Genomic DNA, 15619 nt, shown 5'->3' with positions numbered 1-15619 from the left:
GAACAAATTTCAATCCGCAAAGATCAAAACACCCTACCTCTGTGTGTAGCTCTTGTGATAAAACTAACCATTACAATAATAAAAATTAATGGGTAGCAGCCTATGTATACGCTTTCGCAGTGGCAAACAAACGGGCAGTTTATTGATATAAATGCCAATCAAATTTTTACTAAAACAGCGGGGGATGTAAATAACCCCGCGCTACTTTTAATTCATGGGTTTCCAAGTGCTAGCTGGGACTGGGAAGGTATGTGGGATGAACTCAGTAAACACTACTTTTTAGTAACACTTGATATGCTGGGGTTTGGGCTTTCGGATAAACCAATAAACGCGACTTATAAAATTACAGAGCAGGCTGATTTATACACGCAATTTTTAAAGCGTTTAAATATTACCAATGTACACATACTAGCCCACGATTATGGTGATACCGTAGCGCAAGAGCTATTAGCAAGACAAGTTGCTACCAAAAGTGAAGTACGCATACACAGTGTGTGCTTTTTAAATGGCGGGCTATTTCCACACGTACATAAACCCTTATTTATACAAAAGCTGCTACTTTCAAAGCTTGGTTGGATAGTCCCTAAGCTAATGAGCAAACAAAATTTTGCTAAAAATTTAACCACTATTTTTGGTAAAAACACGCCACCAGCCCCTTTAGTAATTGATACGCTTTGGGCACTGTTAATATATAACAATGGTTTGCGTGTTATGCCCAAGCTAATTAAATATATTACACAGCGAAAACAAAACGAGCAGCGCTGGGTTGGGGCCATTATTAATAGCGATATACCGGTTACGTTTATTGCAGGTGAGCAAGACCCAATCTCAGGCAAACACATGCTTGAGCACTATAAAAAGAAAGTACCTAATGCGAGGGTACAAGGGTTTATTGAGCTTGGGCACTACCCGCAAATAGAAGATGCTAAGGCTATAACTGTGGCTTATTTAAATTTTAGAAACCAGTTATAAAAAACGCGGCTATTTTAAAGCCGCGTTTATAAACTAAATAAAGTTATGCTGGTTACTTAGTACTTTTTCTTTGGTGCTTTTAGCTGTTTTTCAAATTCATCAGGAAACAAAATAGTGCCGTCGTCTTCCTCGGTTGGGAATACAGCGATAAGTAAGTCGTCTTCTTCAAGACCGGGTGTCCAGCGGCTAAACCAATCTACAGTTGGGATTGCTTTTGGTGTACAGCCTTCCCATTCACCTGTGGCCCATGCCCGGGCAAATTCGCGCGTTGGCCACACAGGTACGCAATCGTCGTCTTCGTTGGTAAGCATAACGCAGCCATCGTCATCATTTAAAATCCATACTTGCTTGTATTGCTGCACGGTTTCGAACATAAACGCGAGTCGTTTTTTTGCCCCAAGGCCTAAAATTACTGCTTGTTGTTCGGTTGCATTTTCGCTCGTCATGATTGGCTCACTCTAGTTGCTATCGATTATTAATGTATAGCGTACAAGTATATCGAGTTATATGACAGAGTGTTGAAAAGTTACTATTTAATTTTACCCTCGCAGATCTAATTTTAGTATTGATCAGTATAAGTTCTCATAAATTTGAGCGATCATTCAAAATTACTCTTGAATGTATTTAAAAAGACCTCATCTCATACACATACTTTAAATAAGGATTGAAAAGAATGACTACTGATTTACTTTCACCGTTTAAACTAAACGACACACTTGAGCTTCAAAACCGTGTACTTATGGCGCCTTTAACACGTTGTATGGCCGATGATAATTTAGTGCCTACTCAAGACATGGTTGAATATTATGCACGCCGCGCACAAACAGGTTTAATTATTAGCGAAGCCACTATTATTCGCCCAGATGCGCAAGGCTACCCAAATACACCGGGGCTATTTACCAGTGAGCAAATTCAAGGTTGGAAGAAAGTAACTGACGCAGTGCATGCCAATGGCGGAAAAATGTTTGCACAACTTTGGCATGTTGGCCGTGTTGCGCATCCTCACTTTTTTGATGGCGATGTATTGGCGCCTTCGGCAATTGGCGTGGAAGGCTCAGTACCACGTATGCGTGAGCTTACTTATATTACGCCAAAAGCTGCAACAACTGACGATATTAAATCGCTGGTTGCAGATTTCGCCAAAGCGGCCGAAAACGCAATGGAAGCAGGCTTTGATGGCGTAGAAATTCACGGTGCAAATGGTTACTTAATTGACCAGTTTTTACATTATGCAGCCAATGTACGTGAAGATGAATATGGGCAATCACCTGAGAATATGTCGCGTTTTGCCCTAGAAGTAACGGATGCTGTTATAGCGGCAGTGGGTAATGAGCGCACTGCATTAAGGTTAACTCCAGGCGCTTATTTTAACATGAGCGAAGATAGCCGCGATAAAGCCGTATTTGATTACCTATTACCAGAGCTTGAAAAAAGAGATTTAGCGTATTTACACGGCGGTATATTTGACGACAGCACGCGTTTTGACTCTTTAGAAGGCAAAACAACGTCTGAATTTTTAAGAGCTGGGTACCAAGGTACGTTAGTTGGCGTAGGCAGTTATAGTTTTGAAACTGCAAAAGAAGCAATTAACGATGCTAAGTTTGATTTAATCGCCATTGGTCGCCCGCTTATTGCTAACCCAGACTACATTAGCAAAGTTGCAAACAACGAAGAGCTTGTTGCTTATAACGACGAAATGCTCGCTAAACTGATTTAAAATAGTTTAGTTTTAAATAATACAGCCTAGGACTTAAGTTTTAGGCTGACATCTCCACGACATAATTAAGCCATAAAACTCCCACAATTTTTTAACATCTCTGTCAATAAACTTCATTTTTGTTGTCATATTTCAAAACCATACTGTGCCCGCTTTCATAATTACTTTTGATAATTAAAACCAAACGGGACAACAATGTGCGCTTTAACAAATAAATCAGTTTTGAGTATGGCAATTGCCATGGCTGTATCATCAGCCGCTTATGCTAACGACAACGAAATAGAAGAAATTACCGTTACTGCCAAACCAACCAGTTACGCAAATAATGTGATTGAGCCTGCAATGCTTGAACAGCAAAGTACGGTTTCGAGTGTATTATCAGTAATAGATAACTTACCAGGTATTAGCATAAACGAAGGCGATGCATTTGGTGGTGACGATTGGTCAACAACCATTACTATGCGCGGTTTTAGTATTGATTCAAACCAGCAGCAATTAGGGATGACCGTTGATGGTATTCCTAATGGTGGCTCAAACTACGGCGGGGGTGCTAAAGCTAACCGTTATTTAGATACCGAGAACTTAGCCACTGTAGAAGTAGGACAAGGCACTTCTGATATTAAATCGGCCTCGCTTGAAGCGCTAGGCGGTACATTTAACTTTGTAAGTAAAGCGCCAAGCCTTGATAAAAGCACTACATTTGCTTATACCTCAGGCAGCCACGATGCGACCCGTTATTACGTTAAGCACGAAACCGGCACTATTTTTGACAATACACAAGCGTATGTAAGTTACTCGCAAACTGATACCAGCCGCTGGATTGGCTCGGGCAGTAATGGGGGGAAAGACAACCAACACGCAGAGCTTAAATTTGTAACAACGCTTACAGATTTAACCATTACAGGGCGTTTATCTTACGATGATGTAAGCGAGACCAACTACAACAGTGTAAGCCTTGAGCAATTTGAACAAACACCAGAGTGGGATCAGCTAACGTGGAACTGGACAGGCGTACCACATTACGACCAAATGTTTGCCGAGGGCTGGGGTACACTTCGTGAAAATACCTTAGCGTATTTAAAGTTTGAATATGCGCTTTCGCCAACATCGCTTATTACCGTGAGCCCGTATTATCATAATAACTCGGGCCGAGGCGATTGGATCCCACCTTATTTAACGACTCCAGTAGATCAAAACGGCAACCCAACCACTAAGGGCGGCACTAACGCGCTCTCGTATGGTTTTGTAGATAGCGATGGCAATGCACTTGCGCCAAATGAAGGCTGTACGGCAAGCTTAAGTTGGCCGTGGGAGTCGGGCCCTGGTTTAAACCCTGCGTGTTACGATGATACCGCAACGCCTGTTATGTCGTACCGCCATACACATTATAAAAAAGACCGCCTAGGTGTAACAGCTAACTACCAAGCTACTTTTGGCATGCACGATATAGAAGCCGGTTTTTGGTATGAGCAAAGCGACCGTGATGAATCACGCGATTGGCACAAAGTGATAAATGCCAGCATTTACCACCATTTTGATAGCACACCATATTGGACGCAGTATAAAAACACGTTTGAGACCGACACGCTAAAATGGTACGCGCAAGATTCAATGGCGCTTGGCGATTTTACGCTTAACTTAGGTGTTAAAAAGTACCTTGTAGATATTGAAAAGTACGACCATTACCAAAATGCCACAACAGCTAAAGTTAATAGCGACTCTGACGTGTTATTTAGTGGCGGTATTTTGTATCAATTGAATAATTCAACCGAGTTATTTGCCAGTTACAGTGAAAACTTTGCAGCCATAAAAGACGGTGTACTTGAGCGCGATAGCTCTGATTTATCAGCGATTGAGCCAGAAACCGCTGAAAACATTGACCTAGGTGTACGCTATCAAAACGACGCGCTAAAACTCACGGCAACAGCGTACTCAATAGAATTTGATAACCGCATAACTTTTATAGCACCGGGTAGCGATACTGGTGGTATTGATTACACCATAGGTACAAATGGCTCTTACTTAAATGTAGGCGGTATCGAATCAAAAGGTTTAGAGCTAGCGGCAAGTTATATGCTTAACGCGCAGTGGAGCGTATACAGCTCGTACACGAATAATGACTCAGAGTACAAAGGCGATGCACCAGGGTTTGAAGCTGGTGAAAAAGTAATAGACTCAGTTGATGATTTATTTGTGCTCTCAACAGACTATTACAGCGGCGATTTTCGTTTTGGGCTATCGGCTAAATACACGGGTGAGCGAGGAGAGGTTGATGGCTACACTGTGGTTGATTTAAATGCCGGTTACTCAGCTGATGTAAATGCAGGGCCATTTAAAGCGCTAGATATTGCTTTTGTGGTTTATAACATCACTGATAAAAGCTACTTAGCGGGCGGTACGGGCAATGGCACTACTTACTTTATTGGTGCGCCACGTACAGCAGCGGTTACGTTAACTGCTACTTTTTAAACCAGTAATACGGTTTTAAGCCCATCATTGATGGGCTTTTTTATTAATAGCCATAGGTTAAAGCTAATGTATGGCTGCAATGAGATTTTAAAATGAAGTACTTATTAAAACCTATTTTATGCACTGCAGTTGCCCTAAGTTTTGCGTTTAGCGCTAATAGTATGGCTGCACCGTCTAAAATTTTATTTGGCTCGTGTGGGCATCAAGATAAAGACATTCCAATATTTAATACCATTAATAAAGAACAGGGTGATTTATTTATATTTTTGGGTGACAACATTTACGGCGACACCAACGACATGGCAGTGCTTGCCAATAAATATCAAAAATTAGGCGCAAAGCCTGGTTTTAAAGCGCTTAAAGAACAAATGCCCATAATTGCTATGTGGGACGATCATGATTTTGGTCAAAACGACGCAGGTAAAGAATACCCGCATAAAGAGCAATCTCGCCAAATCATGCTTAATTTTTGGGAAGAGCCCGCTAATTCTGAGCGCCGGACACGCGCTGATGGTATTTATACCTCTTACATGTATGGCGAAGGCAAGCAAACGGTACATGTTATTATGCCTGACTTACGCTGGAACCGTGATGCGCTTAACTCTGTAAGCGAGCTTGAATATTACACAAAGCGCAAACTTAATAACCAAGGCCCATATAGTCCAACAGAGGTTAAAGGCGCATCAATGCTTGGCGAGGCGCAGTGGCAATGGCTTGAGCAAGAGCTAAAAAAGCCAGCGGCTATCAAGCTAATTGCCTCAAGCTTACAGTTACTACCTGATTTTACAGGGTGGGAGTCGTGGGCTAACTTTCCAGATGATCGCAACCGTTTATTTGCGCTAATTAAAAAGCATAAAGTAAATGGCGTCGTTATCATCAGTGGCGATACGCACTGGGGTGAAATATCAAAGTATCAGCAAAATCTTGATTACCCATTAATAGAAATGACCAGCTCAGGCTTAACTGAAAAATGGAAAGACGTAAGCCCAAATAAACACCGGGTGGGTAATTTTACCCATAGTGTAAATTACGGCGATTTAAGCATAGACTGGCAACAAGCCGACCCTGCTATTTCACTTAAACTTAAAGGGTTAGATGGCAAAGTAATAATGCAAAGCGCATTTAGCTTATCAAGCATTAGTCCTTATAAATAAAAGCACTACACAAATTACAAACGCATAGTGTTTAAAACTAATACTATGCGTTTAAACTCATTGCTAACTCGCTGATTTATTAGTGCCAATTTACTGATTGCGCTACCCCTATAATTGAAAATATCTTACACTGGTTTTATCTCAAGTAAGGTAAGTCGCGTATGCTCAATATTATCCAATCAAACCGTATGGAAGCGCTGCAAGCGCAGTTTCATAAGCTGTTAAAAGTAAGCCCATTGCAAAGCCCTTTCGATAAAGAAGTGGTGCTGGTGCAATCGCCGGGTATGTCACAGTGGTTAAAAATTGGTTTAAGTGAACATTTGGGGATCGCAGCGCAGGTTGATTTTCCGCTGCCATCGAGTTTTATTTGGCAGTTGTATCAACAATTACTGCCAAACGTACCCAAAGAGTCTGCGTTTAATAAGCCTAACCTTGCTTGGAAATTATTTGCAATACTACCTAACTGTATTGATGAGCCACTTTATTTGCCGCTAAAAACCTATTTAGAGGGCGATATAGACGGGCAAAAAACGTTTGCGCTGTGCGAAAAAATTGCTGATGTGTACGACCAATATTTAATGTACCGCCCACATTGGATTGCCACCTGGGATAGCGGCAAAGATGAACTTGATGATGTAGATGTAAACATTGCGCCTTGGCAGAGCGACTTATGGCGACGCATTGTAAAACTAAGCAAAGAGCTTGGGCAAAGCCAATTTCACCGCGCTAATATGCAAGGGCAGTTACTTGCAGCACTTGAGACTATGGATAATAGCTTATTACCTAAGCGTATTAGCTTATTTGGTATATCGGCGATTGCCAGTTCTCAGCTTGAAGTATTTGAAGCGCTGAGTAAAAAAACAGACGTGTTTTTATTCTTTTTTAACCCTAGTGAGCATTATTGGGGCGATATAATAGATGAAAAAACCGCTGCAAAAATAGCAGCAAAATACGCCAAAATGCCGCTTATAGAAGCTCAGCAAAAAAAACAAACTAACCCTGACGAAGAATACTACTTTATAGGTAACCCGCTTTTATCGTCGTGGGGTAAGTTAGGGCGTGATTACTTTGAGCAACTAGTACAACTTGATGCCCGATGGATAGATGGCTTTATAGACGTATTTGACGACACGTTACTTGGGCAAGTTCAAAGTGAAATTTACCAGCTTGCGTTTAAGGGGGAATCTCTTACCGATAACAAAGAGTGGTTTATAAATGATGAAGGCAAACTACCAATAAGCGCAAACGATACCAGTATTACCCTTAGCGATTGCCATACCCCCCTTAGAGAAGTTGAGCGTCTGCACGACTACTTACTTAATTTGTTTAATCAAAACCCGGCGCTTACCCCCAAAGACATTATTGTAATGATGCCCGATGTTGGCACATACAGCCCCTATATTGAGGCCGTTTTTGGTGGCGCACAAGGCAGCCGATATATCCCGTATGCTTTGGCCGATTTAGCCATAGAGCAAGAAAAACCCGTGCTTAGCTCGTTTGCTAGCCTAGCTAACTTACCGTTTTCGCGCTTTGGCGTGTCGGATATTCTTGATTTACTGCAAGTAACGCAAATTGCCGAAAAATTTGGCCTTGAAGCGCACGAGTACGAGCAAATTCAATACTGGCTTGAGCGAGTGGGCGTAAAATGGGGTATAAATGCTGAGCATAAAAGTAGCTTTGACTTACCGGCAATCGATTTAAATACTTGGCAACACGGGCTTAACCGCTTATTGCTTGGCATAGCGCAGCGAGACGAACAATGTCCGTTTAATGGTATTTATAGCGCCGATGAAGTAGAAGGCATGGCACTTGATACACTTAATAAGCTGGTGGATTTTATTAATGTGCTGCAACACTTTAAAGAGCAACTAACACCTGACGATACACTGACTAATAAAGTGCTTATTTTAAGTGAGTTATTAAACGCTATATACGAAAGTGAAAGTGACGATAGTTGGGATTTATTAGTACTACAAAAAGTGCTTGAAGAGTTACAAAAACATCACGATAACGGCGATTACAGCCAAGCTGTGTCGCAGCGCATTGTAAGTTACTTAATCAAACAAGGCATTCAAGAAAAAGGCGTAGGGCAGCGTTTTTTAGTCGGCCAGGTAAACTTTTGTACCTTAATGCCTATGCGCGCAGTACCGTTTAAAGTGGTGTGTATGCTAGGTTTAAACGACGCTGATTACCCGCGTAACGTACAACCTATTGGCTTTGATTTAGTGCCGTACTCTAAAAAGCAAAAAGGTGACCGTTCACGTAAATTAGATGACCGTTACTTATTTTTAGAAGCGCTACTCAGTGCCCGTGATAGTTTATATATGAGCTATATAGGCCGTTCGTGTTTTGATAACCAACCCCGTATGCCATCAACCCTTGTGAGTGAGCTTTTAGAATACATTGGCCGCAGCTTTGCGCTAACGAATGAAAGCGATAAGCAATTGCCCGCGTGTTTAATTAACCAGCAACACTTACAGCCCTTTAATAGTGCGTATTATTTAAAAAGTAATGAGCTAAGTAGTGCGCTAAATAATCACAGTTATAACCCTATTTGGCTGCCAAGCGAGTCTATTACGGTACAACCTGTTAGTGCACTTGACGTTACACCTCCTGAAATACTCGATCTAGACAGCTTTATTAGAAGCGTGTGCAATGCACAAGAGAGCTTTTACCAACAAACGTTAGGTTTACGCCTGCCGCAATTTAACGAAGTTGCAAAAGACGAAGAACCCTTTAGCTTAGATGCACTTCGGCGTTACTTTTATCTTGATGAAATACTCGACGCTAATATTAACGAGCAACCACTGAGTACTGAGCAAATATTACAGCGCGGAGAGCTGCCACAAGCTAATGTAGGTAGTTTAATTTTTGAAGGGATGGAGCATCGAGTAGATGCACTTGCAGGGCAAGTTAAAGAGCAAATTAAAGGCGGGAAAAGTGAGCCCATTGAAGTTGCTCTTCAAATAGAAAATACCAAAATAGAAGGCTGGCTAAATCATATTTATCTGCAAAAACAAGTGTTTTATCGAAGCGCCAGCATTAAAGCGAAAGATTTAATTAAAGGCTTTATATACCACTTAGCTGCACAAAGTATGGATCAAAATGTAGAAACTTTACTGCTTGGGCTTGATAAGCAAATTAGTTATGCGCCAATTAGCAAAGCCGATGCAGATGCCTTGTTAAGTGATTGGTTTGAGCTATATAAAGCGCTTCGCAAAGAGCCAATACCGTTTTTTCCGGTTAGTGGCTACGAGTATGTAAAAAGCGGCGGTGACATTGGCAAAGCCACTAGCAAGTTTAGCCCACAATATATTGGGCGCGGCGAGGGCGAAAACCCTTATATTCGCTTAACGGTGCAATCGCTCAATGACTGCCAAGAAGAATTTATAAAGTGGAGCGATAAGTTACTTGCGCCATTGTTTGAACACGCAAAGGAGAGTGACCATGCAAGCGCTTAACCCACTAACTATGCCGCTAATAGGGCAAAGCTTAATAGAAGCCAGCGCCGGTACTGGTAAAACCTATACTATAACAGGTCTTTATTTGCGCTATTTATTAGGGATGCAAATAGAAGGTGAGCTAAATACGCCACTCAGTGTTGAGCAAATATTGGTGGTGACATTTACCGATGCCGCTACGCAAGAAATTAAAGACCGGGTACGCAGCCGCATTATTGCTGCGCGCGATGCACTACTTGGACAGGACCCAAAAGATGAGTTAATCGAAGGTGTAATAGCCGCGGTTGATGATAAACACCGTGCATTTGATTTACTTGATGCAGCGGCTAAATCGATGGACGAAGCAGCCATATTTACCATTCATGGTTTTTGTCAGCGAATGTTAAAACAGCATGCGTTTGAATCGGGTGTGGCGTTTAACCTTGAGTTTATTTTAGACGAGCGCGACATACTGCTCGAAACCATTAAAGATTTTTGGCGCGCGTTTGTATACCCGCTCAATAAAGAACGCACCGATGCCATTTTAGATGTATTTGCAGCCCCTGAGTCGTTATTTAGCCAAGTAAGTAGCGTGCTTAATAAAGCTAATGCGCACATTACACCGCAAATAAATTTAGACGATGTATGGCAAGCCCGTGATGAATACATTAATAGAGTACCTGCATTTAAAAGGGCGGTAATAGATCAAGAATTTATTGCTGCGATTAAAGGCTCAGGCTTAAGTGGTTCTAAAACACCTGCTCGTAAGGGTAGCTTGGCTGCGCTTGAAGCCTTTTGTGCAAGTGATGATTTGTTTTTTGAGTTTGGCACAAGCAAGTATTCGTTCGAGGTATGGAGCAGCGAAAATTTAAGTGATGCGGCAAATTATAAAAAAAATCAGCCTTTATTTACACACCCATTACTGAGTCAGTTTGATGAACTCGCTGCGCTTAATAACACGATAAATCAAGGTTTAAAAATAGCGATAGTGCAGCACGCTTCACGCTGGGTTAAAGCCGCCATAGTAAAACGCAAGCAAGAGCAAAGCGTAATCACCCCAGATGATTTACTCACCAATTTACACAGCGCACTTAATGGTGAGCAAGGCGATGCACTGGCGCAAAAAATAGCGCAGCTATTCCCTGTAGCCATGATAGATGAGTTCCAAGATACCGATCCGATTCAGTACGGTATTTTTAGTAAAATATACGGCCAAGAAAATACTACGCTTGCCATGATAGGCGACCCAAAACAGGCTATTTATGGCTTTAGGGGCGCTGATATTTTTACCTATATTGGTGCAAAAGAAGCTGTACAGACTGAACAGCAATTTACACTGGGCACTAACTTTCGCTCAAGCACCGATATAGTAAATAGCGTTAATAGTTTATTTGGTAAACACGCTAATAGCTTTATTTATAACGACGCTATACCCTTTAACGCCGTGGCTGCTAAAGGTAAAAAAGCTGACGAAACATTTATAGTAGATGGTAAACCAGCCACTGCCTTTGAATTTAACGTATTTGTTGATGAAGCCGCAGACGAAAAAAACAAACCAACTAACAAAGGTGTAGGACAAGCACATTTAGCCACTCACTTTGCTAATAAAATTGTTACCTTGCTTGAAAAAGCAAAACAAGGCACAGCGTGCATAGGCAATAAGCCCGTAAGCGCTGCCGACATTTGTATATTAGTACGCGACCGTGTAGAAGCACAAATAATGAAAAAAGCGCTGGGTGATGCCAAAATTTCTAGCGTTTACTTATCGCGAGAGAGTGTATTTAGCCAAGAGCTTAGCCATCATTTACTTAACTTTTTAACGGCTTTACACGGTCAGTACGACGAGTCACTGCTGCGTGGTGTGCTTGCCGGCCCATTATTTTGTTTAAGTTATAACGATATATTTGCACTCGCTGATGATGAAAATAAATGGCAAGAGCACTTAAACTTTTTTGCACAGCTTAGCCACATTTGGAACAAGCAAGGTGCTATGGCCATGCTTGAGCGCTTAATGAGCCACAATCAGCTTAGCGCTAAATGGCAAGGTTTAGGGTATAACGTAGAACGATGGCTAACCGACTTTAGGCACTTAGGTGAAATACTTCAGCAAAAACAAATTGAGCTTGAAGGCACCTTACGTTTATTGCGCTGGTTTGCACAAAAGGTAAGTCAACAAGATGGTGAAACCGTACAAGTACGCCTAGAAAGCGATGCTAACTTAGTTAAAATTGTAACAATGCACGCATCAAAAGGGCTTGAATACCCGCTGGTATTTATGCCTTTTGCTAGTGGCTATCGCGAAACCAAGGAAGCGCTTTATCATGATAAAGGTAAATTGGTTTACGATTTAAGTAAAAACGAAGATGCACTGCAAAAAGCAGAACAAGAGCGCCTAGCTGAAGACTTACGGCTATTATACGTAGCGCTTACCCGCGCTGTACATTTTTGCTCGCTAGGCGTTTATAACATAGGGCAAGGGCAGAGCAGCCGTTTGGCTATTCAAAGTAGTGCACTTGGGCATGTTTTATTTTCAGGACTTGAGCTTTCAAGCAGCCAAGTATGGCGTACACATTTAAGTGAATTTTGCGATGCTAATAAAGCGATGAGTTATCAGCAATTTACTTCACAAACTTTGCTAGAGCAGGGCACATTACGTTTTGCACAAAGTGAAAACTCACCCCAAGCGCTTAGCATTAATAGTGTAACGGCAACTATCGAGCGTGACTGGCGAGCCACCAGCTTTAGTGCGCTGAGCTTTAAAAAGCACACCGACCATATAGAGCCTGGGCGTAGTGATGAAGATCATGAAAAGGATGAGTTTGCAGCACAAGAAGACGAGCTACCTTCTCCTTACAGTTTTCCTAAAGGTGCAAAGCCGGGTAGTTGTTTGCACGAAATATTTGAGCAAATTGATTTTACAAGCCCACTTGAGCACCCTACAAATAAAGAGCAAAACCTAGACGAGGTTGTAAAGCGTGCGCTTGAAAAGTACCACATTAGCGAGAGCTGGCAAGATGTAACTGAGCAGTGGATACTCGATTCGTTGCAATGCCCATTAAATGCTAACAGCAGTAATGATTTAAGCTTGAGTAAATTAGCGCCAAGTGATTGCCTTGTAGAAATGGAATTTAATTTACCTCTGAGCAGTTTAAGTGCACCTAAATTAAACGAAATCCTCATTAAACATTTTGGCTTTACTCAGAGCAAACTCGAATTTTCTCATGTAAAAGGGCTCTTAAAAGGTTTTATAGATTTAATTTTTTGCTATCAAGGTAAGTATTACATTTTAGATTATAAGTCTAATTACTTAGGTAATACTCCTGCTGATTATAAGAGTGACTTACTAGAGCAAGCTATGAGTAGCCATCAGTATCATTTACAGTATTTAATATATACCGTTGCTTTGCACCGGTTGTTAAAACAACGCATTAGTGATTACTCAATAGATACCCACTTAGGTGGCGTTTATTACACCTTTTTACGCGGGATGCCTGCAGGACAAGGCGTGTATTTTAAAAAATTAACACAAGAGCAAGTAACTATTTTAGATGGTTTGTTTAGCCAAGGAGCTATGCTATGAGCGATTTAAACCAGCAACCGGGCTTATTTGATGATATTGACGAGGCACACATCGACGAGCCGTTTACACATAAGCAGGCAGAGCTAATACCACAGCCACAGTTAGCCAATAATGTGAGTACTGTTTCGTTACTTGAATATTTAACAGCGCAAAACCGTGTTCGTATGGTTGATATAAAGCTTGCACAATTGCTATGCGGTAATGAGTTTGAACAATCGGATAATGAATTATTTTATATTATTTTATTACTGTGTTTATCGCAGCAAAGTCAGCATAGCTGCTTAACATTAAACGATGTTGATTGGAGTAACCCGTTTAATTTGCGCCAAAGTGATTTTAATAAACTTGAAGGAAATATACCCGACACATTAACTCCCTTTGAAGAGGGCTTTAATGCTCAAACCGCGTATAACTACTTACAAAATCATCAAAGCGTAGGCGAGAGTAAACCACTGCAATTGTTTAATGAGCGCCTTTATTTTGCGCGCCTAGCAGGTTATGAGCAAACATTAGCCACAAGGCTATTAAGTATGAGCGAGCGAAAGCTCAATATAAATAACGAGGTGTTAGCTGCGCTTTTAAATACTTATTTTCCCACAAACCCAACAATTGAAATTGATTGGCAAAAAGTAGCGTGTGCTATTGCTGCAACCAAAGGGTTTAGTGTGATCACCGGAGGGCCTGGCACCGGTAAAACCACTACGGTGACTAAGTTACTCGCTATTTTACAGTCACTTTATAAAACTGCACCGCTAAGCATTAAGCTGGTGGCACCAACAGGTAAGGCGGCAGCACGTTTAAGTGAGTCTATTTTAGGGGCTAAAAATAAGCTTACAACGATTCCAGACGATATTAAAACGCTGATACCTCAAAGTGCTCAAACTATTCATCGTTTATTAGGCGTAAAACCGTTTACTAATAAATTTAGGCATAATAAAGCTAATCCACTGCATTTAGATGTATTAATTATTGACGAAGCGAGCATGGTCGATTTATCGCTAATGGCCAAATTAATAGAGGCACTGCCTGCGCATGCACGCTTAATATTACTAGGCGATAAAGATCAACTAGCCTCAGTTGATACCGGCAGTGTAATGAGTGATTTATGCCAAGGGTTAGAGCTTGGACAAACGCCTAATTACTCAAAAGCGCGGTGCGATGAGCTAAATCAGTTATGTTTTAATGGAAATAATAAATTAGCGACTCAAACACATAGCGAATTTAAACTTGCTGACTGTATTGCATTTTTACAGCACAGTTATCGATTTGATGCACAAAGTGGCATTGGTCAACTAGCACTTGCGGTAAACACCAATAACACCGGTATTTTAAATTACGTTGAGCAAGAAAGTATTGAAGGGCGCTTTAACGATGTGATTTTAGATTACGACTTTGTAGCAAAACCCATCGAAAAGCTCGTAAAAAGTGCTGCGGGGCATTATAAAAATTACTTAGATCTTATTGCTCAAGGTGCAAGCGTTGCACAAATACACAGTGCATTTGCTAATTACCAATTACTTGCTGCAGTGCGCGAAGGCGATTACGGTGTAAATAGTTTAAATTTGCGTATTGAAAGAGCCCTACAACAGCAAGGTTTAATAACTGTTAGCCCTAATCAGCGTCATTATAGTGGTATGCCTATTATGGTGAGCCAAAACGATTACCAGCTTAAACTTTTTAATGGTGATATTGGTATTTTAATGCACGATGAAAGTAATCAACTCAAAGCAATATTTATAGATGAGCAAGGTAATGAACGTGCATTTTCACCCGCGCGCTTACCCGCTCACGACAAAGTATATGTAATGACTATACATAAGTCTCAAGGCTCTGAATTTAGCTATACAGCAATGGTGCTGCCTGCACTTAAGCAAGCGCGTATGGGTATAAACAGGCAATTAGTGTATACCGGCATAACACGTGCTAAAAATAAGTTTGAGCTGGTGGCAGATAAAAAAGTGCTGCAACTAGCAATGAATAAAAGTGTATCCAGAGCATCTGGTTTATATGAAAGGCTAAATAGCTAATTTAGTTTTTAACTGCTTATTATTTATCGCGTTATGGTAATTACCTTCTATACTAAAATTAATTTATATTAATTGTATCAGGGCGTGTTGTTTTTAATGGTTGAACTTTAAGCAGCCTATTTTGTTTTAGGCAAGGCTGAGCCTATGTAGTGAGGTTACTCCTCATAAATAGGCGATATGACAGTATAAATATCAAACATGCGCTGTCTAAAGGGTTCTTTTTAGGGATTATTAACTACATGGATGTAAGGGAGTAGGGT

General features: G+C 41.0%; 8 protein-coding genes. 7 read left to right on the top strand and 1 reads right to left on the bottom strand.

Going from position 1 to position 15619, the window contains the following annotated elements:
* Positions 1-102: 102 nt before the first annotated feature.
* Positions 103-972, top strand: coding sequence for an alpha/beta fold hydrolase (locus CWC11_RS19200; protein ID WP_138683974.1), 870 nt, complete (start codon positions 103-105; stop codon positions 970-972).
* Between the two features lie 56 nt (positions 973-1028).
* Here the strand turns inward: CWC11_RS19200 and CWC11_RS19195 are convergent, their stop codons facing one another.
* Positions 1029-1418 (bottom strand): DUF2750 domain-containing protein, encoded by a 390-nt coding sequence (locus tag CWC11_RS19195; protein ID WP_138683973.1) that lies wholly within the window; start codon positions 1416-1418, stop codon positions 1029-1031.
* Positions 1419-1645: 227 nt separating this feature from the next.
* Between CWC11_RS19195 and CWC11_RS19190 the strand changes: the two genes are divergently transcribed.
* The 6 genes from CWC11_RS19190 (at position 1646) to recD (ending at position 15359) form a co-directional block, all read left to right on the top strand.
* Positions 1646-2689, top strand: a complete 1044-nt coding sequence (locus CWC11_RS19190; RefSeq protein WP_138683972.1) for an alkene reductase — start codon at positions 1646-1648, stop codon at positions 2687-2689.
* A 195-nt stretch (positions 2690-2884) separates the two neighbouring features.
* A complete protein-coding gene (locus CWC11_RS19185) occupies positions 2885-5158 on the top strand; it encodes a TonB-dependent receptor domain-containing protein (RefSeq protein WP_138683971.1) in 2274 nt (757 codons plus the stop codon).
* Positions 5159-5250: 92 nt separating this feature from the next.
* A complete protein-coding gene (locus CWC11_RS19180; protein WP_138683970.1) occupies positions 5251-6312 on the top strand; it encodes an alkaline phosphatase D family protein in 1062 nt (353 codons plus the stop codon).
* A 161-nt stretch (positions 6313-6473) separates the two neighbouring features.
* Positions 6474-9773 (top strand): exodeoxyribonuclease V subunit gamma, encoded by a 3300-nt coding sequence (recC, locus tag CWC11_RS19175; protein ID WP_138683969.1) that lies wholly within the window; start codon positions 6474-6476, stop codon positions 9771-9773.
* Positions 9760-13332, top strand: coding sequence for an exodeoxyribonuclease V subunit beta (gene recB / locus CWC11_RS19170; protein WP_138683968.1), 3573 nt, complete (start codon positions 9760-9762; stop codon positions 13330-13332). The genes recC and recB overlap by 14 nt, the downstream gene beginning before the upstream one ends.
* Positions 13329-15359: an exodeoxyribonuclease V subunit alpha gene (recD, locus tag CWC11_RS19165; RefSeq protein WP_138683967.1), complete on the top strand. Its 2031-nt coding sequence runs from the start codon at positions 13329-13331 to the stop codon at positions 15357-15359. Before recB ends, recD begins: the two co-directional genes overlap by 4 nt.
* Positions 15360-15619: the final 260 nt, after the last annotated feature.

Source organism: Pseudoalteromonas sp. S3178, assembly GCF_005886985.1.
In the GTDB taxonomy this organism is placed as follows: Bacteria; Pseudomonadota; Gammaproteobacteria; order Enterobacterales; family Alteromonadaceae; genus Pseudoalteromonas; species Pseudoalteromonas carrageenovora.
Note: the sequence above shows the minus strand (reverse complement) of the source record. Positions and strands in the feature narration are given on the sequence as shown.

Coding starts and splice junctions, on each gene's coding strand:
- CWC11_RS19185 (WP_138683971.1), top strand. CDS start 2,885: ATGTGCGCTTTAACAAATAAATCAGTTTTGAGTATGGCAATTGCCATG.
- CWC11_RS19190 (WP_138683972.1), top strand. CDS start 1,646: ATGACTACTGATTTACTTTCACCGTTTAAACTAAACGACACACTTGAG.
- CWC11_RS19195 (WP_138683973.1), bottom strand. CDS start 1,418: ATGACGAGCGAAAATGCAACCGAACAACAAGCAGTAATTTTAGGCCTT.
- recD (WP_138683967.1), top strand. CDS start 13,329: ATGAGCGATTTAAACCAGCAACCGGGCTTATTTGATGATATTGACGAG.
- recB (WP_138683968.1), top strand. CDS start 9,760: ATGCAAGCGCTTAACCCACTAACTATGCCGCTAATAGGGCAAAGCTTA.
- CWC11_RS19180 (WP_138683970.1), top strand. CDS start 5,251: ATGAAGTACTTATTAAAACCTATTTTATGCACTGCAGTTGCCCTAAGT.
- recC (WP_138683969.1), top strand. CDS start 6,474: ATGCTCAATATTATCCAATCAAACCGTATGGAAGCGCTGCAAGCGCAG.
- CWC11_RS19200 (WP_138683974.1), top strand. CDS start 103: ATGTATACGCTTTCGCAGTGGCAAACAAACGGGCAGTTTATTGATATA.